Here is a 21,561-nt window from a genome sequence, read left to right on the forward strand (position 1 = left end):
GCTCAATGCAGCCGGATCGTCGTGTTCACCGGGCCGGCCGTCGCGTCGTCGTCGAACCAGCGTGCGGTGACCGTCTTGGTCTGCGTGTAGAACTGCACGACCTGCTTGCCGTACGGGCCGAGATCGCCGAGCTTCGAGCCGCGCGAGCCCGTGAAGCTGAAGAACGGCACGGGCACCGGGATCGGGATGTTGATGCCGACCTGGCCGATGTCGATTTCGCTCTGGAACTTGCGTGCGGCCGCACCGCTCTGCGTGAACAGGCCCACACCGTTGCCGAACGGGTTCGCGTTGACGAGCGCGATCGCGTCGTCGAGCGTGTCGGCTTCCATCACGACCAGCACGGGCCCGAAGATTTCATGCGTATAGACCGACATGTTCGTCTTCACGCCCGAGAAGATCGTCGGGCCGACGAAGTTGCCCTGCTCGTAGCCGGGCACCTTCACGTCGCGGCCGTCGAGTTCGAGCTTCGCGCCTTCCTTCACGCCCGCGTCGATCAACGACAGGATGCGTTCCTTCGCGGCCTTCGACACGACGGGCCCGACGTCCGTGCCGGCTTCCGCGCCCGCATTGACCTTCAGGGCCTTCGCCTTCGCGACGATGTCCGGCAGCCAGTCGCGCGCGTTGCCGACGAGCACCGCGACCGACGTCGCCATGCAGCGCTGGCCGGCCGCGCCGAAGCCCGCGCCGACGAGCGCGTTGATCGCCTGCTCGCGGTTCGCGTCGGGCAGCACGACCGCATGGTTCTTCGCGCCCATCATCGACTGCACGCGCTTGCCGTGCTGGCTGCCGAGGTTGTACACGTGCGTGCCGACCGCCGTCGAACCGACGAACGAGATCGCCTTCACGAGCGGATGCGTGCAGATCGCGTCGACGACTTCCTTGCCGCCGTGCACGACATTCAGTACCCCTTTCGGTATGCCGGCCTCGATCGCGAGCTCGACGAGCTGCATCGTCGTCAGCGGATCCTGTTCCGACGGCTTCAGCACGAACGTGTTGCCGCACACGATCGCCATCGGGAACATCCACAGCGGAATCATCGCGGGGAAGTTGAACGGCGTGATGCCCGCGCACACGCCGAGCGGCTGGCGCAGCGTGTAGGTATCGACGCCGCCCGCGACGTTCTCCGCGAATTCGCCGAGCTGCAGCGAACCGATCGAGCACGCGTGCTCGACCACTTCGAGGCCGCGGAAGATATCGCCTTCGGCATCGGGAATCGTCTTGCCCTGCTCGGCGGTCAGCGTCTTCGCGATGCGCTGCTGGTTCGTGCGCACGAGATCCTGGAACTTCAGCATGATGCGCATGCGCGCGGCGATCGGCGTGTTCTTCCACGTCGCGTAGGCGGCGTGCGCGGCCTGCACGGCCGCGTCGACTTCCGCGACGGTCGCGAACGGCACGCGCGCGAGCACCTGCTGCGTCGCCGGGTTGACGATGTCGCGCCACTCGTTCGTGGCGGACTCGACGAAGGCGCCGTCGATCAGCAGCTTGACCGTCGGCACGTCTTTCGAATTCGCGTTCATCGATGCTCTCTCCTTGCAGAAGGCCGCGAAGCGCGATATCGCCGCGCGGCCGGTTCAATTCGGCTGCGGGCGGCGGCCGCGAGTTGCGGCGCGCGCGGCCCGCTGTCACGTCACTTCAGTTCGGCGGCGAAATCCTCTTCCCAGTATTCGCCGGGCATCCGTTCACTTGCATCGTCGCCGCGCTCGATCTCGCGGCGGCGCAGCTCGACGCGGCGGATCTTCCCCGAGATCGTCTTCGGCAGCTCCGCGAACTGCAGGCGGCGGATCCGCTTGTACGGCGCGAGTTTCTCGCGCGAGAACCGGAAGATCTCCAGCGCGAGTGCCGGGCTTTCCTCGTAGCCCTGCCGCAGCGTGATGAAGGTCTTCGGCACCGACAGCCGCACCGGGTCGGGGCTCGGCACGACGGCCGCCTCGGCGATCGCCGGATGTTCGATCAGCACGCTCTCGAGTTCGAACGGGCTCAACCGGTAATCGGACGACTTGAACACGTCGTCCGCGCGGCCGATGTACACGTAGTAACCGTCGTCGCGGCGCATCGCGATATCCGACGTGCGGTAGTGGCCGTCGCGCATCGCGTAGGCCGTCGCGTCCGGGTTGTTCGCATAGCCTTTCATCAGCCCGACCGGGCGCGTGACGTCGGCGCCGATCGGCAGCGCGACCTCGCCCTCCGTCACCGGCGCGCCGTCCGGGTCGAGCAGCGCGATCCGGTAGCCGGGCAGCGGCCGGCCCATCGAGCCCGCGACGACCGGCTGGCCCGGCGAGTTGCCGATCAGGCAGGTCGTCTCGGTCTGGCCGTAGCCGTCGCGGATCGAAATGTTCCATGCCTTCTTCACGCGCTCGATGATCTCGGGATTCAGCGGCTCGCCCGCGCCGACGATCTCGCGCAGCTTCACGTCGAACGACGCGAGCGGCTGCTGCACGAGCATGCGCCACACGGTCGGCGGCGCACACAGCGTCGTCACCTGGTATTTGACGAGCGCATCGAGCACCATCTTCGGCTCGAAGCGTGCATAGTTGAATGCGAACACGCACGCCTGCGCATTCCACGGCGCGAAGAAGCAGCTCCACGCGTGCTTCGCCCAGCCCGGCGAGCTGATGTTCCAGTGGATGTCGCCCGGTTGCAGGCCGACCCAGTACATCGTCGACAGATGGCCGACCGGATAGGTGCGGTGCGTATGCTCGACGAGCTTCGGCTTCGACGTCGTGCCCGACGTGAAGTACAGCAGCATCGGATCGTTCGCGTGCGTGACGGCGTCCGGCTCGAATTCGACGCTTGCCGCATAGCCGTCGTTCATCGCGAGCCAGCCCGCGCGCGGCGCGCCGGCGACGATCTTCTGCGCGAGGCCGAGGTCGGACTGTTCGAATTTGGCGGTTTCGTTCTCGTCGACGATCGCGTATTTCGCGCCGCCGATCTGCACGCGGTCGCGCACGTCGTCGGGCGACAGTTGCGTGGTGGCAGGCAGCACGATCGCACCGAGCTTCATCGCGGCGAGCATCGCGTCCCACAGCTCGACACGGTTCGGCAGCATCAGCAGGATCCGGTCGCCGCGTACGACGCCGATCGAGCGCAGCCAGTTCGCGATCCGCGACGAACGCTCGGACATCTGCGCGAACGAATACGGGTCGCCCGTGCCGGTCGCCGCGTCGACGATCCACAGCGCGGGCTGGTCGTTGCCGCGCGCCATCGGGTCGAAGTAGTCGAGCGCCCAGTTGAATGCATCGAGCACCGGCCATTCGAAATCGCGGTACGCGGTCTCGTAGTCGGTGCGATGGCGCAGCAGAAAGTCGCGTGCGTCCAGGAATGCCTGTACCGTCATGTGTCGTCTCCTGTCGACCCACGTTAGCGCTTTAGCGCTTACGTGGGTCCCATGCCTCGTGCGGTCGGTGAGAGTTAGCGCTTTAGCGCTTACTCTCACCCCATGCCCTGGCAAGTCTCCATGCCCAGCGGTCAACCGACGCATGTGCCGCAGCACATGCCCGGTTCCGTGTTGCACGGCCCACGGTCACGTCGTTGCGTGCCGCGTTCACCGCGCTGCCCTCGTGCCCTGCTTGACTTTTCGAACGTTGCGACCGCCGCGGCTCAAAGCTGCCGCGCGATCACCATCCGCTGCACTTCGCTGGTGCCTTCGTAAATCTGCGTGATGCGCGCGTCGCGATAGTGACGCTCGACTTCGTAATCGACCAGGTAGCCGTAGCCGCCGTGGATCTGGATCGCATCCGAACACACGCGCTCGGCCATCTCGGACGCGAACAGCTTCGCCTGCGACGCTTCCGACAGGCACGGCAAGCCGGCCGTGCGCAGCTTCGCCGCGTGATGCACGAGCAGGCGCGCGGCGTTGATCTGCACGGCCATGTCGGCGAGCTTCTGCTGGATCGCCTGGTGCTCGGCGATCGGCTTGCCGAACTGCACGCGCTCGCCCGCATAGCGGCGCGCCTTGTCGAACGCGGCGCGCGCGATGCCGAGCGCCTGCGCGGCGATGCCGATACGGCCGCCTTCGAGGTTCGACAGCGCGATCTTCAGGCCTTCGCCGCGGTTGCCGAGCAGGTTTTCCTCGGGAATCGCGCAGTTCTCGAACGTGATCGGGCACGTATCCGACGCGCGGATGCCCATCTTCTTCTCGGGCTTGCCGACGATGAAGCCCGGCGTGTCGGTCGGCACCAGGAACGCGGAAATGCCGCGCTTGCCGGCTTCCGGGTCGGTCATGGCAAAAACGATCGCGACACCGGCGCGCTGGCCGTTGGTCACGAACTGCTTCGCGCCGTTCAGCACCCATTGGCCGTCGCGCAGCTCCGCACGCGTGCGCAGATTGTTGGCCTCGGAGCCGGCCTGCGGCTCGGTCAGGCAGAACGCACCGATCACGCGGCCCGCCGCCATGTCGGCCAGCCAGCGATCCTTCTGCGCGGGCGTGCCGAAGCCGAGGATCGGCCCGCAGCCAACCGAGTTGTGCACGCTCATCATCGTCGCGCACGCGGCGTCGCCGGCGGCGACCTCTTCCATCGCCAGCGCGTAGGCCACGTAGTCCGTATACGAGCCGCCCAGCTCCTGCGGCACGATCATCCCGAGCAGGCCGAGTTCGCCGAGCTGCGCGACGATCGCATCCGGCAGGTGCGCGTCGTGGTCCCACTGCGCCGCGTTCGGCGCCAGCATCTCGGTGGCAAACGCGCGCGCGGCGTCGCGGATCATCCGCTGGTCTTCGGTGTAAAGCTCATCCATGGTGCTGCTGTCTCCCGCGGCCGCCGGGCGCGACCGTCCTTGCGTTTCGATGCAACAAGTGTAGGCAAGCAGGCGCGACTGTTCGATGCTCGCGTCGCTCATTTACACTGAGCGTTTTTGCCACACCGGCGACACCGATGAAGCAGGAAGACAAGGGAACCGTCGCGATCAGCCTCGTCGCTTACAGCGTCGCGCTCGCGACCCGGCGCGGGGTCGCGGCCGAGCCGCTGCTCGCGCAAGCCGGCATCGCTCCCGCGCTGCTCGGGCAGCCGCGCGCACGGGTATCCGCGCAGCAATACGGCGCGCTGTGGAATGCGATCGCCCGCACGCTCGACGACGAGTTTTTCGGGCAGGATCGCCACCCGATGCGCAGCGGCAGCTTCATCGCGATGAGCCAGGCGGCGCTGTCCGCGCGCGACGGCCTGCACGCGATGGCGCGCGCGGTGAATTTCATGCACTGCGTGCTCGACGACCTGCACGCGGAGCTCGACGCGAACCCGCAGCGCGTGCGGCTGCGCTTCGTGCACCGCAACAATGGTGCGACGCCCGCAATGTTCACGTACGCGACCTATTTCATCATCGTGTACGGGCTGACCTGCTGGCTGATCGGGCGCCGCATTCCGCTGCTGCACGCGAGCTTCCGCTGCGACACACCGCCCGCCGACCACGAATACCCGTCGATGTTCTGTGACGACATGCGTTTCAACGAACCCGATTCGTATGTCGATTTCGATCCCGAATTCGCGACGCTGCCCGTCGTGCAGAACGCGAAGACGCTGAAGACGTTCCTGCGCAACGCGCCGGCCAGCTTCATCGTCAAGTACCGCAACCCGAACGCGCTCGCGCAGCGCGTGCGCGCGGTGCTGCGCGGGATGCCGCCGGCCGCGTGGCCGGGCGCGGGCGGGATGGCCGCGCGGCTGCATGTGGCCGAGGCCACGCTGCGCCGCAAGCTGCACCAGGAAGGCCACGCGTACCAGTCGATCAAGGACGCGCTGCGGCGCGATCTCGCGTTCGAGGCGCTGGCCGACCCCGCACGCACGATCGCCGACGTCGCGGCCGCGACCGGTTTCGCGGAACCGAGCGCGTTCTACCGCGCATTCCGCAAATGGAGCGGGCGCAGCCCGGCCGACTATCGCGACGAAGTGCTCGCACGGGGCGGCGGCGCGAGCTGAAGCCGGCCGGCACGACTGTCGTTTCGCGCTTTGCGCCGAAACCGCCTAATCTTTAAGCATCGGGCCCACGCCCTTTCCGCAAGCCGGACGGCACGCGGCCGCGCGCCGCCCGGACGCCCCGATGCACTTTCACCGTCACGGGCCGTCGCCGGCGCCTGCCGCGCCCGGCGGCCACCCTCGTCACCCGCTGTCCGCGCGGGTCGCACGCGCCGCACTGTTCGCGGCGCTGCTCGTCGTGTGTGCCGCGGTCGCCGCGCCGCCGCCCGCCGAAGCACCCGCCGCCGCCCGCCCGGTCATCGTGATCCCCGTCAACGGCGCGATCGGGCCGGCCAGCGCCGATTTCATCGTTCGCTCGCTCGAGCGCGCCGCACGCGAACATGCGCCGCTCGCCATCCTGCAGCTCGACACGCCCGGCGGCCTCGATACGTCGATGCGGCAGATCATCAAGGCCATCCTCGGCTCGCCGGTGCCCGTCGCCGCATTCGTCGCGCCGGGCGGCGCGCGGGCCGCGAGCGCGGGCACCTACATCGTCTATGCGAGCCACTTCGCGGCGATGGCGCCCGGCACCAATCTCGGCGCCGCGTCGCCCGTGCAGATCGGCGTCGGCGGCGCCACGCCGCCGGGCGCGAACCCCGCTGCACCACGGGCGCCCCCGGCCGGGACGCCGGGTGCATCGGGAACCCCGGGCACGTCGCCCGCCGCGCTGCCGACCGACACGCAATCGACCGAGATCCGCAAAGCGATGCAGGATGCCTCGGCCTATATCCGCGGCCTCGCGCAGTTGCGCGGGCGCAATGCCGAATGGGCGGAGCGCGCGGTACGCGAAGCCGTCAGCCTGTCGGCCAGCGAGGCGCGCGCGCAGCACGTCGTCGACCTGATCGCGCAGGATCCGGCCGACCTCGCGCGCCAGCTCGACGGCCACAGCGTGACGACCACCGCCGGCACGGTGCGGCTCGCAACCGCGCATGCGCCGCTCGTCGCGGTCGAACCCGACTGGCGCAGCCGCTTCCTGTTGATCATCGCCGATCCGAACGTCGCGCTGATCCTGCTGACGATCGGCATCTACGGCCTGTTCTTCGAATTCGCGAACCCCGGCTTCGTGCTGCCGGGCGTCGCCGGCACGATCTGCCTGCTGGTCGGGCTGTTCGCGATGCAACTGCTGCCGATCAGTTATGCGGGCCTCGGCCTCGTGCTGCTCGGTCTCGGCTGCCTCGTCGCCGAGGCGTTCCTGCCGACCTTCGGCGTGCTCGGTTTCGGCGGGATCGTGTCGTTCACGATCGGCGCGCTGATGCTGATCGACACCGACGTGCCCGGCTACGGGATTCCGTGGCCCGTGATCGCGAGCCTCGCGCTCGGCGGCGGGCTGCTCGTCGCGGGCGTGTCGAGCGTCGCGCTGCGCGCGCGGCGCCGCCCGGTCGTGACGGGCGCCGAAGCGATGGTCGGCAGCATCGGCGAAGTGCTCGACGACGGCCTGCTGGCCGACCAGCCGCACGGTGCGGCCGGCACCCCGCCGTCCGCTGCCGGCTGGGCGCGCGTGCACGGCGAGCGCTGGCGCGTGGCCAGCAGCGCGCCGCTGGCCGCGGGCTGCCGCGTGCGCGTCACCGGCCGCCATGGGCTGCTGCTCACCGTCGCCCCGCTCTACGACGTGCCGGCGCAAGAACAACATCAAGGAGAACCGTCATGATCGGTTACACGTTCGGCTTCAGCAGCGTCCTGATCGTCTTCGTCGTGGTACTCGTCGCGTCGTCGATCCGCATCTTCCGCGAGTACGAGCGCGGCGTGGTGTTCATGCTCGGCCGCTTCTGGAAAGTGAAGGGGCCGGGGCTCGTGCTGATCATCCCGATCGTCCAGCAGGTCGTGCGGATCGACCTGCGCACCGTCGTGTTCGACGTGCCGCCGCAGGACGTGATCACGCGCGACAACGTGTCGGTGAAGGTCAATGCGGTCGTGTATTTCCGCGTGGTCGATCCGGAGAAGGCCGTGATCCAGGTTGCGCGCTTCTTCGACGCGACCAGCCAGCTCTCGCAGACGACGCTGCGTTCGGTGCTCGGCAAGCACGATCTCGACGCGCTGCTCGCCGAGCGCGAGCAACTGAACGCCGACATCCAGAAGACGCTCGACGCGCAAACCGACGCGTGGGGGATCAAGGTATCGACGGTCGAGATCAAGCACGTCGACCTGAATGAAACGATGATCCGCGCGATCGCGCGGCAGGCCGAGGCCGAGCGCGAGCGGCGCGCGAAGGTGATTCATGCGGAAGGCGAATTGCAGGCATCCGAGAAGCTGCTGCAGGCCGCGCAGCGGCTTGCACTGCAGCCGCAGGCGATGCAGTTGCGCTACCTGCAGACGCTGACGACGATCGCGGCAGACAAGAACTCGACGATCGTGTTTCCGTTGCCGATCGATCTGCTGGGGGCGTTGCTGGAGCGGTTGGGCTCGCCGCGCGAGCGCTGAGACGCCGGTTTTCCGGCCGCGCGGCGCGGCTGTCGATCCCGATGGACGCCGGGCCGCAACGGCCCGGCGCCCGGCGCGCGTCAAGCCAGCAGCTTGCGCTCGGTCTTGCCGTACTTGATCGACTTCTCGTCCGGGATCATCAGGCCCGTGTGCTCGTCGCGGCCCTGCAGCAGGAAGCGCGCGTCCGACTTGCCGATCTGTTCCGCCGCGAGTTTGCTGTCCGCCCCGATCTCGCCCTTCTTCATCCGGTTGACGATCACGCCGGCCGCGGTGTCCTTGAAGTCGCGCAGCATCCACGCGTCGCCGTCGCTATCGCCGAACACCAGCAGCGGGCCATAGCCCTTCTTCGATTCGAGGACGTTGCGGATGCCCACCGTCTTGCCGGGCCCCCAGTTGAAATGCCAGCCGGCCGGATACGTGCTCGTGTACTTGCCGTCCCGCATGTCGAGACGCAAGCCGATCACGTTGCCGGGCGGCACGCCGTAGCCATAGTTCGGATTGCCGGCGAACACGCGCACGACATCGTCGAGCGATGCCGTGCTCACGTACACGTCGATGCCGTTCGCGCGCAGCGTGTGCATCACCGCGCGGATTTCCTCATGAATGCGAATGCCGTGGAAATGCGTGTCGGCCACCACGCCGGCCTTGCCCGGCAGCGTCTTCGGGCTTTCGTAGCGGACCTTGCGCAGCGCGTCGCCGATGCCGTAGTTGTTCGACGCTTCCGCCATCGCCTGCAACTCGGCGGTCGTCATGTTCTTGTAGAAATAGATGATCCACTTGTAGCCGATCTCGAGCGGATGCGTGTCGCAGATCGCGTCGTACATGAAGTACAGCTTCGCGCGGAAATCCTTGAACTGATCGGTCTCGCGAATCTCGTCGAGGCTCTTGTCGCCACCGAATCCCTGGTAGTTCGCGTAGAGCCAGCGATAGTCGGCTTCGACATCGGCCGCGAGGTCTTCCATCGTCACCGGCTTGCCGTCCACCGTCGTGTAGTCCTTCATGAAGGCGCCCTTCGGCACGTCCTTCCACATCACGTCGACGAATTCGCCCGGCGTCAGCTTGTACTGCAGATGGTTGATCTGGTACATCAGCAGCGCCTCTTCGCAGTCGTTCATGATGCAGGTGTTGTCCCAGTCGAACACCGCGTACGGGCGGCGCTTTTCGTCGTAGCCCGCGCTCGCGACGCCATGCCGGTCGAGCACCGTCTGCAGGCGCGCGGCGTTGAACGGCGACCAGCGGCCCGGGTCCAGCGCATCGGGCACGGTTGCGCTCTTCGCGCCGGCGGTGCCGGCCTTGAGCATCAGCGACGTCGCGGCGGTCGCCGCGGCAAGGGTATTCATGAACTGGCGGCGTTGCATGGTCTCTCTCCGTGGAAATGTCGAATCGGGTTCAGTCGCTATCCCGCGCGGCACACCGCGCACCGGCCGCTCATCGGCGCGGCGAAGCCGGAACGGCTCCGAACCGGGGGCGAATGATGTGACGAAATTATTTCGGCAATTTGACAGCGTCACGTCGCGACGCGACGGAGAGTTGATCCGGCGCGACATGCCGGGCCTTCGCAAGGCCGCCGCACGCGCGGCCATCCGGGCCGGCGCCGTGAGACCGCTCGTGACGATCTCCGGCCAGCGCCCCCGATCCATACGCGTGCGCGCCGGAGACCGTCCGCCCCAACTTCCGGAAATCTAGAGTCTCCGCTCCATTTCGGCCCTTCATTAGGAGAAATCCTCACCTCCGGGGGGCTGGCGCGCCACGCCGAACCGGCTATTATCATTACATCATTCAATGGCACATTAAATGCTGACTGAATAATTCGCGACGGGAACGCCAGCGGATGCATTCCGGATCAGCGCCCCCGCTTTACACAGGACCGGAGTGCGCGTGGCGTGGGACCGGAGTCAGTGCTGAAGCACCAACACCGGTCGGCAGGCGCTGAAGCGCCAACTCTGGCCGACATTTGGAGACGCATCATGGCCGACCACCATCCGCTGCCCGAAGTCCACCTCGACGAGTTGCCGCAGTTCCGCGCGGTCCAGCAGCTTGCCTACCGCTGTGTCGAAACCGTCGGCGCGATGCTCTACCCCGGCATCACCGAAAAGGAAGCGGCGCGCCTGCTGACCGAATGGCTGCAGGACAACGGCGTGCACGACTGGTTGCACAAGCCGTTCGCCTGGTTCGGCGACCGCACCGCATTCGAGGGCTTCTCGGGTCTCAAGCACATGGGCGGCTTCAATCTCGCGTTCTTCCCGAGCAACCGGCAGCTCGAGACCGACATGCCGGTGATCCTCGATGTCGCGCCGGTGCTCGACGGCATCGTGGCCGACGTCGGCTACGCGCACTGCCTCGGTCACAACCCGGTCCTCGAACAGCTGCAGGACGACCTGATGGACCATCGCGACATGATCGTGCGGCTCGTGAAGGCGCGCCGGCCGATGGCCGAAGTCGCACAGGAAGTCGACGCGCTGTGCCGCCGCCAGGGCGTCGAGCCGCGTCACAAGGCCTATCCGTTCAAGGTGCTCGCGCATCGCGTCGCGAAGATCCACAAGCTGTCAAAGCCGCGCTTCGTCGCGCGCTTCGGGCTGAACGCGACGCGCAACCTGCTGCTCGACCAGGGCCGTGCGGCGAAACAGCAGGGCTGGTCGCCGCTGTGGTCGATCGACCGCCGCTCCGAGCATGCGCCCGTGCCGGGCCTGTGGGCGGTCGAGCCGCATCTCGGCTTTGCCGGCGTCGGCGCGAAATTCGAAGAGCTGCTCGTGATCACCGAAGACGACGCGTACTGGCTCGATGAAGACCTGCCGCACGTGCGCCGCTGGCAGCGCCGCCAGGCCGAGCGTACGCAGGCCGTCGCGACCGTGCCCGCCGCCGCCTGACGCGAACGCGCTCTTCCCCCCGAATCCCTGAACGACGGACTCACGATGCAGCCTCTTTCCGACGAAGCGCCGCTGGCCCTGTTCGAATCGGTTCATAGCGAAACGGCGGTCGCCTCCGGCGACCTGACGCTCGCGGTCAGGACCTGGGGCGACCCGGCCCGCTCGCCAGTCGTGCTCGTGCACGGCTACCCCGACGACAGCAGCGTCTGGCAGCACGTCGCGCCGCTGCTCGCGCGCAAGCACTACGTGATCGCGTACGACGTGCGCGGCGCAGGCCTGTCCGGCGTGCCGAAGCGCACGGCCGACTACCACCTCGCGAAGCTGACCGACGACTTCGTCGCCGTGATCGACGCGCTCTGCCCCGGCCGCGCCGTCCACCTGATCGCGCACGACTGGGGCGCAATCCAGGGCTGGGAATTCGTCACCGACCCGCGCCTCGCCGGCCGCATTGCGTCGTACACGTCGTGCTCGGGGCCATGCCTCGACCACGTCGGCTTCTGGCTGCGCGAACGGGTGCTGCACCCGACGCCCGCATCGCTCGCCAAGCTCGGCGGCCAGCTCGTGCGCTCGTGGTACGTGTACCTGTTCCACCTGCCGTTCATCCCCGAGCTCGGCTGGCGGCTATGGCTTGGCCGCGCATGGCCGAGCCTGCTGCGCCGGCTCGAGAAGACGCCCGCCATGCCGCGCCCGACACAGGCCGACGACGGCGCGCGTGGCGTGCGCCTCTATCGCGCGAACTTCATCCGCTGCCTGTTCGCGCCACGCGAACGCTACGCGCATGCGCCGGTGCAGACGATCGTGCCGCTCGGCGACAAATACGTGAGCCCCGCGCTGTCCGAGAACCTGTCGCGCTGGGTGCCGCAGTACTACCGCCGCGAGGTTGCGGCCGGCCACTGGCTGCCGCTCGCCGATCCGGCGCGCTTCGCGGATCTCGCCGGGCAACTGATCGACGCGGTCGAATCGGGCAACGAACCGCCCACGCTCGCGAACGCGCGCCGCCGCGCAACGAGCGGCCGTTTCAGCGGCAAGGTGGCGGTGATCACGGGCGCGGGCAGCGGCATCGGCCGCTGCGCGGCGCTCGCGTTCGCCCGGGAAGGCGCGACGATCGTCGCGTGCGACATCGATCTCGCGAGCGCCGAACGCACCGCGCTGCTGATCGGGCTGACCGGCGCGCAAGCACACGCGAAACGCGTCGACGTCGGGTCCGCGGACGACATGGAAGCGCTCGCAACGTGGGTCGGCAGCGAACTCGGCGGCGCGGACGTCGTGATCAACAACGCGGGCATCGGCATGGCCGGCGGCATCCTCGACACGAGCACGCGGCACTGGGAGCGCATCCTGCACGTGAACCTGTGGGGCGTGATCCACGGCTCGCGGCTGTTCGCGCAGCAGATGGCCGCGCGCGGCACCGGCGGCCACATCGTCAACACCGCATCGGCCGCCGCGTTCGGGCCGTCGCGCGACCTGCCCGCGTATGCGACGACGAAGGCCGCCGTGCTGATGCTCAGCGAATGCATGCGCGCGGAACTCGCGGAGCGAGGCATCGGCGTGACGGCCGTGTGCCCCGGCTTCGCGGAGACCGGAATCATGGCGTCGACGCAATACGCGGGCGCCAATGCACAGGACGAAGCGCGGCTGCGCAAGCGCGCGACGAAGCTGTACCAGATGCGCGGCCTGAAACCCGAAACCGTCGCGCAGGCGATGGTCGACGGCGTGCTGCGCAACCGCCCCGTCGTCGCGATCGGCGGCGAGGCGCACGCGATGCGCTTCGTCGGCCGCTTCATGCCGTGGCTCGGCCGGATGATCGCCCGCGTCAGCATGGCATCGCATTGACGGCGCACGGCGCCGCACAGGGAGACACAGATGACCGATACCGCCGACTATCACAAGATCAAGGCCCGGCACGTGAAGTTCGATTTCAGCGACACGCCGATCACCTGGGTGCCGAACGACCCGGGCAGCACGCACATCATCAACACGCTGAACCTGCTGTTCCCGGAAGGCGAGCTGTGGTTCTGCCGCGTGTACAACAAGGCGTTGCCGCTGATCGCCGATGCGCGCCTGCGCGACGAGGCCGAAGGCTTCCTGCGGCAGGAAGCCGTGCATTCGCGTTCGCACGGCGGCGTGCTCAAGCACTACTACGACCGGCACGGCATCGACACGAAGCCGTTCACGCAAAAGCTCAATCGTCTCTTCACGCGCGTGCTCGGCGAACAGCCGCTCGGGCTGAAGATCGGCCACACGCGATTCTGGCTGCGCCAGCAGCTCGCGGTGATCGCGTCGCTCGAGCATTTCTTCGGCTATCTCGGCAACTGGGTGCTCAACGCGCACGGGCTCGACGAAGGGAAGGCCGACCCGACGATGGTCGACCTGCTGCGCTGGCACGGCGCGGAGGAAGTCGAGCACCGCACGGTCGCGTTCGACATCTACCGGCACCTGGGCGGCACGTATCCGGAGCGCTGCGTGCACATGGCCTTCGTGATCCTGCTGCTGCTCTACTACATCACGACGGGCGCGAAGTTCATGTACCGGCGCGACCCGGGCGCCGGCCGCTACCCGGGCTTCGCGCTCGCGTGGTGGCAAGGCTCGCGGCGCGGGCACCTGCCGTCGTTCTGGAAGGTGATCGGCGCGGCGCTGCGCTATTTCAAGCCGAGCTATACGCCGCACCACGAAGGCTCGACCGAACAGGCGCTCGCCTACCTCGCCCGCTCGCCGGCCGCGCAGGCGGCCGCGCACGGCGGCAACTGGGGTACGACGAAGGGCGCGTGACCGGGTTTCTTGCCGGCTCCGCGGGCGGCGCCCGCCGAAATGCGTACAATCGCGGCTTCATTTCCCGGAGGTGCCGCGATGGCCATGAAGAAAACCGATCTCGAAAAGAACAAGGCGCTCAAGTTGACGCAAGCGATGAAGCAGTCGAGCCCCGCGCGTTTCGGCAAGGGTGCCGACGAAGCAGCCAAGCTCGACCGCCGCGCACAGCGCAAGCTCGACCAGGAACAGGGGCTCGTGCCGTTCGCCTGCAAGCTCAACGCGGAACTCGTCGAACAGCTCAAGGCACGCGCCGCCACGCACCCGGAAGGGATGACGGGCCTGCTGTCCGAACTGCTCGTGAACGGGCTCGCGCAACGCGACGCGTAACCGCCACGTATCTCGAAATTTACGTTGACATTGCCGGGCGGCCACGACACACTCGTTCGCATGCCTACGCTCAAGCCCGCCGCCATCGCGCATAAAAACCGAGTGAACGCCCACCCGTGGCGATCACCGGAGGCGCTTGTGCGTTAGCATCGAGATTCAGTTGCGCATGTCACAAGGCCTCGCCGGAAACGGATGAGGCCTTTTTGTTTTGGTGCGCGTCATCCCGCCCGGCTCAACGGATGGAGATGACGATGGACCAAGCAAGCCGGCTGGTTGTTTGCCCCGATCGGTGCCGCACCGATGCGATCGCATTGCCGCGGGTCGTGATGCAATTCACGGTCGCGCCGCGCAAGACGCTGACGTGGTGCGCGCAAAACGACGCCGAGATCCGCGTGCACGATGCGACGCTGTGGGTCACGCGGCTCGGCAGCGTCGACGATTACTGGATACGAACCGGCGACGTGCTGCGCGTGCGCCGCGGCGATCGCATCTGGATGAGCACCGACCACGACCGTCCGGCCGAAGCATCGATCACGACCGCGTACGCGATGAGACGCGGCGCGTGGCTGGAGCGTGCGCTCGCACGGATGCACAGCTTGCTGCGCGAACGATGTCGAAGTCGACCATGACGAAAGCGCCGCTGCGCACTCGATACGCGCACGCAGCGGCGTCGCGACATGCCGGGCGCACACGTCGATGCATCACCCTCGACTATCCCGAAAATTGTCGTTGACAACGCCGTTCCACGAAGACAAACTCGTTCGCATGCCTACGTACACGCTTATCGCCGTCGCGATTCACTCGTCGATGAACATTCGAAAGAATGGTTCACGGGAGGCGCTTGTGCGTTAGCAATCGAGCAGTACCGCATGTCACACAAGGCCTCGCCGGAAACGGATGAGGCCTTTTTGTTCTGGTGCGCGTCATCCGTCCGGCTCACTGAATGGAGAAGACGATGGACCAGGCAAGCCCGCTGTTTGACCGTTCCGACCGGCGCCGCGCCGGCACGATCGCGTTACCGACTGTCGTGATCCGTTTCGCGGTCGCGCCGCGTACGACGATGACCTGGCGCGCGCCGCAGGACGCGGAGCTCCGCGCACATGGCGCGGCGCTGTGGGTCACGCGCCCGCCGAGCGTCGACGATTACTGGGTGCAGCCCGGCGACGTGCTGCGCATCGCACGCGGCGAGCGCATCTGGCTCGGCACCGACGCCGGCCGGTCGGCCGAAGCGACGCTCACGACCGCGTACGTGCGTCGGGGCGAGCGCTTCAGGCGCGTGCTCGCGCTAGTGCAACGTTTGCTCGTCGGGATAGGAAGAAGGAGCGGATGAGCGACGTGCCGTCAGGCACGCGAGACACGGAACGGCCGCGACCGGAAATGGGCGCACCCGCGGCGTAACGCGCCGCAGGTGCGCATCGAATGACGCGGCACGCCTGTGCGTGCCGCGAGCGATCGCGCGCCGTGCGCAGCGACGGGATGCAGCAGCTGCATCAGGTGCTGGCGGCGAGACGCGGGCCCGTGCTTCGGGGAGTGGAATCAAGGTCGGGGCGTTGCGATGCCTGCGAGGTCACCCACGGATCGATACCCTGCTTCTGCACCTCCTCGAGAAATGACACCCGGGTACGCCAGTAATCCGCTTGTAATTTCGCGTCGATAACGCGCTGTTCGGCAGCGAACAGTTCCATGCGCGCCGTCACGAGCATCGACGCCGCGGTTTTTTCCGGCGTGGGGGCGTGTCGCATCGCCCAACGGCTGATCCAGTTCAACATGCTGACCTCCGTGATTTACGGACGAACCCGCATCGGGCAATCGCAATCGGCCGTGCCTAACCGGCCGTGCCTGCCCAAACGCGCAACGGCCTTGACCGCACTTCACCGCCCGGCCTGCACGGACTGCGACTCCCCCGCGTCGGCAATTACCGGCCGGCGTGTGCATGCGCGGTGTATCTATCCTAGAAAGACTTGCCGGTTTATGCGATGGGGTCTTGCAATCTTTTACACAGAAACCACAGTCGCTCCCGCCTCACGAAATGACAGTTGCGGACGGGACGGCTTCGGCGCACGATAGCCCGATATCTGCGACCGCCTGGACTGACGAATCGCCGCGGCACGCCGCCGCCGGGCATCCGTACCGGCCGCGCACGTGCGTTTGCGCGCACGCGCTGCCTGCCCCGCGTTCGTGCAGCATGCGGGCGCCCTGTTTCAGTCGGATGTCACTCCGCACCCGCGCCGCGCAATCCGCCGCGCGGGTCGTTTTACACGCCGTTGCGCACGCATCGGCCGGCATCATTCGCGTGCCCCGCTCCCGTTTCCGCCATTTCTTCCGGTTCGCTCCGCCCGAACCGGTAAAATGCGCGCCTTCGCCGCGCGGCCGGGCTGCCAGACCGTTCACGCGCAGGCAGTTGATCGATCGTGCGATCGTGCCCTCCAACTATATCGTCCGAGCTATCCGCGCTATTACAATCCGCCGATAGCCGGGCAATAGTGGCTGGTTACAGTAAGCCGGCCGTTCGCTGCCTTTACAACAATTCGGCACAACAAGCAACACGACAACCCGACCGGAGAAACGCCTTCATGGAATCCATCAAGCGGTATTTCGGCTTCGCTGAAGCCGGCGCCGACTTCCGCACCGAAATACTCGCGGGCGTCACCACGTTCCTGACGATGGCTTACATCATCTTCGTCAACCCCGCGATCCTCGGCGATGCCGGCATGCCGAAGGAATCCGTGTTCGTCGCGACCTGCCTCGTCGCGGCGCTGGCGTCGATCATCATGGGGCTGTACGCGAACTACCCGATCGCCTGCGCGCCCGGCATGGGCCTGAACGCGTACTTCGCGTATACAGTCGTCAAGGGGATGGGCTTCACATGGCAGGCCGCGCTCGGCGCGGTGTTCATCTCCGGCTGCCTGTTCCTGCTCGTCACGCTGTTCCGCGTGCGCGAGGCGATCGTCAACGGCATTCCGAAATCGCTGCGGATCTCGATCACCGCGGGTATCGGCCTGTTCCTCGGCATCATCTCGCTGAAGACGTCGGGCGTGATCGTCGGCAGCCCGGCCACGCTCGTCACGCTGGGCGACCTGCACAAGCACGACACGATCCTCGCGATCATCGGCTTCTTCACGATCGTCACGCTCGACCACCTGCGCGTGCGCGGCGCGATCCTGATCGGCATCATCGGCGTCACGATCCTGTCGTTCTTCTTCGGCGACAACCAGTTCCACGGCGTGTTCTCCGCGCCGCCGTCGATCGACGCGACGCTGTTCAAGCTCGACATCGGCGCCGCCCTGTCGACCGGCATCATCAACGTGATCCTCGTGTTCTTCCTCGTCGAGCTGTTCGACGCGACCGGCACGCTGATGGGCGTCGCGAACCGCGCGGGCCTGCTCGTCGAAGGCAAGATGAACCGCCTGAACAAGGCGCTGCTGGCCGACAGCACGGCGATCGTCGCGGGCTCGCTGCTCGGCACGTCGTCCACCACCGCGTATATCGAAAGCGCATCGGGCGTGCAGGCCGGCGGCCGCACGGGCGTGACGGCCATCACCGTCGCGGTGCTGTTCCTCGCGTGCCTGTTCATCGCGCCGCTCGCCGGCGTCGTGCCGGCGTACGCCACGGCACCGGCACTGCTGTACGTGTCGTGCCTGATGCTGCGCGAGATGGTCGACGTACCGTGGGACGATGCAACGGAAGCCGTGCCGGCCGCGCTGACCGCGCTGCTGATGCCGTTCACGTACTCGATCGCGAACGGCGTCGCGTTCGGCTTCATCGCGTACGGCGGCCTCAAGCTGCTGACGGGCCAGGCCCGCACGGTCAAGCCGATCGTGTGGATCATTGCCGCCGTGTTCCTGTTCCGCTTCTTCTATCTCGGCAGCGAGTGACGGCTGCGCTTCGGCGCGATGCAGGATGCACGATGAAAAAACGTCATCTCCGGGTGGCGTTTTTTGTTTTCGCAATATTTCTTCTGCGATCCTGACGAACTCACACGGCCCGTCATGCTGGCGCACGGGGGTGCCGGTGCGACCGCATACGAAAATGCCGCCCGGGCCCGCCGAACGGCATCGCATGCAGGCAACGTCTTCACGTGCGCATCGCTCGGCGACGCGCGCAGCAAGACGAGCGTCGTGTCATCAGCGCCAGTTCGCCTCGTAGAAGCGTACGTAGCCGCTGCGCAGCGTCACGCATTGCGCGCGCGTCTCCGACAGCAGGCGCCGTGCAGCCGCCTCGATACGGTCGCGATGCTGGTCGAATGCGCCGACCATGTCCTCGAAGCGCGGCGACGCCGCGCCGAAGTGATCTTCCAGCGCCTCGGCGGTGATCTGACATTGGACGCGCTCACCATTGACCAGCGCCGTGAACGCAAGCATCAGGTCGCGCCCCGAATACTCGGGCTTCTCGTTCGTGAAATGGATCTGCATGGGAGCCGCCTCGACCGGTAGAAAAACGAATGACCGCGTCCGTCGTCCGCTACCGGCCGGACGAAATGGACGCGGGGCTCGCCGGCGGAGGCACGGCCCGCGGGGATAGGCGCGGACGATGCATGCCGGTTGCTTTCCACTTTAGACGGTTTCGCGCAGGAGACAAATTTTCCGGCGTGCGTCGTTCCGACGCGCATTTCATCTGATCAGCGCGGCATCCGGCACCGTTTCGGAAACCGGCGTCAGTGCGGATCGTTCGGCCAGACGTTGAGCGCGATTGCAGCCGTCGTGGCGCCCGCCGCAATCGCAGCCGCCCCGTATCGCACCGCATCGGTCAGATCGAACAGCAGGCCGTGGATCGCCACGGCGATGCCGCCCAGCATGATGAATGTGGCGATGGCCGCCAGCACGACTCTCAGTTCCGTCCGAACCATGATGCCTCTCCCGAACGGATGCATGTCGCGTCGCATGCATGTTGCAATGCGGAACACGGCGCGTGCGTGCTCCATTTCCATCATTGCAGGCGGACATTTAAAAGCAAGGGATTTTCGTCGCGGTCGCGCATCGTCCGCGGCGCTTGTATGATGATGCGTACCCGGATGGCCGACATTCGCACACCGATGGTGCGCCGCACGCCGAGGTGGGAATCCGTAGAGGATTTCGGCGCGTGCGCGTGTGCCGGATCGGTCAATTTCGAGGAGCATGGGGCCTGAGTGAGCACTGAAGTGCGTACCGGGACCGACCGCGGGGCCGACCGCGAAGCATGAGGCAGCAGCAAGCGCTTTAGCGTTTACTGCTGTCGACCGCGAAGCATGGGATCAGAGTAAGCGCTAAAGCGCTAACTCTGATCGACAGGAGACAAGTCATGCCGCAACCCTTCGTGCTGCCCGCCACCGCGGGTCGCACCGACCTGCTCGCGCAGGCGCATGCGCGTTCGACCGCGATCGGCCTGCGCGCGCACGAACGCCCGGATTTCTCGCCGCTGTCGCGCCTCGCGCTGCGCGAACTGCTCGACACGAATCACGCGCTGTTCTCGCACGCCCGCCCGGTGATGGAGAACCTCCATGCGCAAATCGCCGACACGCAAAGCCTCGTGCTGCTGACCGACGCCGACGGCGTGATCCTGCACAGCATCGGCGACGCAGACTTCATCGAGAAAGCCAACCGCGTCGCGCTATGCACCGGCGTCTCGTGGGCGGAAGGCGCGCGCGGCACCAACGCGATCGGCACCGCGCTCGCATCGGGCCAGGCCGTCGCCGTGCACGGCGACGAACACTTCCTGCACGCCAACCATATCCTCACCTGCTCGTGCGCGCCGATCTTCGACCCGTTCGGCCGCACGCTCGGCACGCTCGACGTCAGCGGCGATCCGCGCGGCTCGAGCCCGCATACGCTCGCGCTCGTGCGGATGTCCGCGCAACTGATCGAGAACCACCTGTTCGCGAACCAGTGCGCGGAAGCCTTGCGGCTGCGCTTTCATGCACACGAGGATTGCGTCGATTCGCTGTTCGCCGGGCTCGTCGCATTCGGCCCCGACGGCGGGCTGATCGCCGCGAACCGCAGCGCACAATTCCAGCTCGGCGCGTCGTTCGACGCACTGCAGCATCAAGCCAGCGACGCGCTGTTCGGCATGCGCTTCGGCCAGCTCGCGCAGCAGGCGGCACGCGCGCCCGGTGCGATGTTCCGCCTCACGCTGTCGACCGGCGTACGCGTGCTGGCGCGCTGCGAATTCGCGGAAGCACACAAGACCACCGTCGCCGTCACGCCGCCCACGCCCGCCGCACGCATGCGCACGCAGGATCCCGACGCGATCACGTTCGCGACGCTCGACACGGGCGACGCGCGCATGGCCGCCGTGCTCGAACGCGTCGCGAAGATCCGCGGGCGCGACCTGCCGCTGCTGATCCTCGGCCAGACCGGCACCGGCAAGGAATGGCTCGCCCGCGCACTGCACCAGGCATCGCCGCGCGCGGACGGTCCGTTCGTCGCGGTCAACTGCGCGGCGCTGCCCGATTCGCTGATCGAGGCCGAGTTGTTCGGCTATGAAGACGGTGCGTTCACCGGCGCGCGCAAGCGCGGCAGCCCCGGCAAGATCGTACAGGCCGACGGCGGCACGCTGTTTCTCGACGAAATCGGCGACATGCCGCTCGCGCAGCAGGTCAGGCTGATGCGCGTGCTGCAGGAACGCGCGGTGATGCCGCTTGGCAGCGCGCGCGCGGTGCCGGTCGACGTGCGCGTGGTCTGCGCGACCCATCGCGACCTGCGCGCGATGATCGCGGAAGGCACGTTCCGCGAAGACCTGTTCTACCGGATCAACGGTCTCGCGGTCACGCTGCCGGCCCTCGCCACACGCACCGACCTGCCCGCGCTCGTCGAGCGGATTCTCGCGCGGCTCGCGCGCAGCGAACCGATGCCGCGCCGCATCGCGGCCGAAGTACTCGACGCGTTCACGCGCCACCGCTGGCCCGGCAACCTGCGCCAGATGACCAACGTGCTGCGCACGGCCGGCATGCTGGCCGAAGACGAAGCGGAAATCACGCTCACCCATTTACCCGACGATTTCTGGCTCGACTGCGCCGACGCACCGGCCGCGCCCGCCGCCGCAACGCCGGCCGCATCGGCCGGCACGCGCGCTGGAACGACGCTGCAAAACCATCAGGCCGCGATGATCGATGCCGTGCTCGCACGGCATGGCGGCAACGTGTCGGCGGCCGCGCGCGAGCTCGGTCTCGCCCGCAATACCGTGTACCGGCACCTGCGCCGGCATTGACGCCAGCGGCCGGCCGACGC

19 protein-coding genes are annotated in these 21,561 nt (G+C 67.3%); 11 read left to right on the forward strand and 8 right to left on the reverse strand.

From position 1 onward, the window contains the following. Positions 1 to 2: 2 nt before the first annotated feature. The 3 genes from B7G54_RS08520 to B7G54_RS08530 all read right to left on the reverse strand — a co-directional run bounded on the left by B7G54_RS08520 (position 3) and on the right by B7G54_RS08530 (position 4,731). On the reverse strand, positions 3 to 1,517 hold the full coding sequence (locus B7G54_RS08520) for a CoA-acylating methylmalonate-semialdehyde dehydrogenase (protein ID WP_085038688.1): 1,515 nt from the start codon (positions 1,515 to 1,517) through the stop codon (positions 3 to 5). A gap of 110 nt (positions 1,518 to 1,627) precedes the next feature. After that, positions 1,628 to 3,334, reverse strand: a complete 1,707-nt coding sequence (locus B7G54_RS08525) for an AMP-binding protein (protein WP_085038689.1) — start codon at positions 3,332 to 3,334, stop codon at positions 1,628 to 1,630. A gap of 263 nt (positions 3,335 to 3,597) precedes the next feature. Next, positions 3,598 to 4,731: an acyl-CoA dehydrogenase family protein gene (locus B7G54_RS08530; RefSeq protein WP_085038852.1), complete on the reverse strand. Its 1,134-nt coding sequence runs from the start codon at positions 4,729 to 4,731 to the stop codon at positions 3,598 to 3,600. A gap of 137 nt (positions 4,732 to 4,868) precedes the next feature. Here B7G54_RS08530 and B7G54_RS08535 point away from each other — a divergent pair, with 137 nt between their 5' ends. The 3 genes from B7G54_RS08535 (at position 4,869) to B7G54_RS08545 (ending at position 8,357) form a co-directional block, all read left to right on the forward strand. Further along, positions 4,869 to 5,903, forward strand: a complete 1,035-nt coding sequence (locus B7G54_RS08535) for an AraC family transcriptional regulator (RefSeq protein WP_085038690.1) — start codon at positions 4,869 to 4,871, stop codon at positions 5,901 to 5,903. A 121-nt stretch (positions 5,904 to 6,024) separates the two neighbouring features. After that, positions 6,025 to 7,587, forward strand: a complete 1,563-nt coding sequence (locus tag B7G54_RS08540; RefSeq protein WP_085038691.1) for an NfeD family protein — start codon at positions 6,025 to 6,027, stop codon at positions 7,585 to 7,587. Next, positions 7,584 to 8,357, forward strand: a complete 774-nt coding sequence (locus B7G54_RS08545; RefSeq protein ID WP_085038692.1) for a slipin family protein — start codon at positions 7,584 to 7,586, stop codon at positions 8,355 to 8,357. Before B7G54_RS08540 ends, B7G54_RS08545 begins: the two co-directional genes overlap by 4 nt. An 80-nt stretch (positions 8,358 to 8,437) precedes the next feature. Here B7G54_RS08545 and B7G54_RS08550 read toward each other — a convergent pair whose 3' ends face one another. Then, on the reverse strand, positions 8,438 to 9,715 hold the full coding sequence (locus tag B7G54_RS08550) for an HAD family hydrolase (RefSeq protein ID WP_085038693.1): 1,278 nt from the start codon (positions 9,713 to 9,715) through the stop codon (positions 8,438 to 8,440). A gap of 609 nt (positions 9,716 to 10,324) precedes the next feature. Here B7G54_RS08550 and B7G54_RS08555 point away from each other — a divergent pair. From B7G54_RS08555 to B7G54_RS08580, 6 genes are all read left to right on the forward strand, one after another. After that, positions 10,325 to 11,224, forward strand: coding sequence for a M24 family metallopeptidase (locus tag B7G54_RS08555; RefSeq protein ID WP_085038694.1), 900 nt, complete (start codon positions 10,325 to 10,327; stop codon positions 11,222 to 11,224). A gap of 45 nt (positions 11,225 to 11,269) precedes the next feature. Then, the gene (locus tag B7G54_RS08560) at positions 11,270 to 13,057 is read left to right on the forward strand and encodes an SDR family oxidoreductase (RefSeq protein WP_085038695.1); all 1,788 of its coding nucleotides are present in this window, start codon (positions 11,270 to 11,272) and stop codon (positions 13,055 to 13,057) included. A gap of 30 nt (positions 13,058 to 13,087) precedes the next feature. Beyond that, positions 13,088 to 13,993, forward strand: a complete 906-nt coding sequence (locus B7G54_RS08565) for a metal-dependent hydrolase (protein WP_085038696.1) — start codon at positions 13,088 to 13,090, stop codon at positions 13,991 to 13,993. 78 nt (positions 13,994 to 14,071) lie between these two features. Continuing rightward, positions 14,072 to 14,359, forward strand: a complete 288-nt coding sequence (locus tag B7G54_RS08570) for a hypothetical protein (RefSeq protein ID WP_085038697.1) — start codon at positions 14,072 to 14,074, stop codon at positions 14,357 to 14,359. A 251-nt stretch (positions 14,360 to 14,610) separates the two neighbouring features. Next, positions 14,611 to 14,988, forward strand: coding sequence for a DUF2917 domain-containing protein (locus B7G54_RS08575; protein WP_085038853.1), 378 nt, complete (start codon positions 14,611 to 14,613; stop codon positions 14,986 to 14,988). A 326-nt stretch (positions 14,989 to 15,314) separates the two neighbouring features. Beyond that, positions 15,315 to 15,689, forward strand: coding sequence for a DUF2917 domain-containing protein (locus B7G54_RS08580; protein WP_085038854.1), 375 nt, complete (start codon positions 15,315 to 15,317; stop codon positions 15,687 to 15,689). A 160-nt stretch (positions 15,690 to 15,849) separates the two neighbouring features. Here the strand turns inward: B7G54_RS08580 and B7G54_RS08585 are convergent, their stop codons facing one another. After that, positions 15,850 to 16,128, reverse strand: coding sequence for a hypothetical protein (locus B7G54_RS08585; protein WP_085038698.1), 279 nt, complete (start codon positions 16,126 to 16,128; stop codon positions 15,850 to 15,852). A 253-nt stretch (positions 16,129 to 16,381) separates the two neighbouring features. Beyond that, positions 16,382 to 16,789, reverse strand: coding sequence for a hypothetical protein (locus B7G54_RS39630; protein ID WP_244289300.1), 408 nt, complete (start codon positions 16,787 to 16,789; stop codon positions 16,382 to 16,384). 143 nt (positions 16,790 to 16,932) lie between these two features. Here B7G54_RS39630 and B7G54_RS08600 point away from each other — a divergent pair, with 143 nt between their 5' ends. Then, a complete protein-coding gene (locus B7G54_RS08600) occupies positions 16,933 to 18,234 on the forward strand; it encodes an NCS2 family permease (RefSeq protein WP_085038699.1) in 1,302 nt (433 codons plus the stop codon). 249 nt (positions 18,235 to 18,483) lie between these two features. Here the strand turns inward: B7G54_RS08600 and B7G54_RS08605 are convergent, their stop codons facing one another. Beyond that, positions 18,484 to 18,771 carry a DUF1488 family protein gene (locus B7G54_RS08605; RefSeq protein WP_011354308.1) on the reverse strand — a complete coding sequence of 96 codons (288 nt, stop codon included), beginning with the start codon at positions 18,769 to 18,771 and terminating at the stop codon, positions 18,484 to 18,486. Positions 18,772 to 19,013: 242 nt separating this feature from the next. Further along, positions 19,014 to 19,289 carry a DUF2964 family protein gene (locus tag B7G54_RS08610; RefSeq protein WP_244289301.1) on the reverse strand — a complete coding sequence of 92 codons (276 nt, stop codon included), beginning with the start codon at positions 19,287 to 19,289 and terminating at the stop codon, positions 19,014 to 19,016. Positions 19,290 to 19,636: 347 nt separating this feature from the next. On the opposite strand from B7G54_RS08610, the gene B7G54_RS08615 reads away from it, so the two are divergent. Then, positions 19,637 to 21,541, forward strand: coding sequence for a sigma-54-dependent Fis family transcriptional regulator (locus tag B7G54_RS08615; RefSeq protein WP_085038700.1), 1,905 nt, complete (start codon positions 19,637 to 19,639; stop codon positions 21,539 to 21,541). The last annotated feature ends 20 nt before the right edge of the window (positions 21,542 to 21,561 follow it).

The sequence above is a fragment of the Burkholderia puraquae genome, assembly GCF_002099195.1.
GTDB classification, from domain to species: Bacteria; Pseudomonadota; Gammaproteobacteria; order Burkholderiales; family Burkholderiaceae; genus Burkholderia; species Burkholderia puraquae.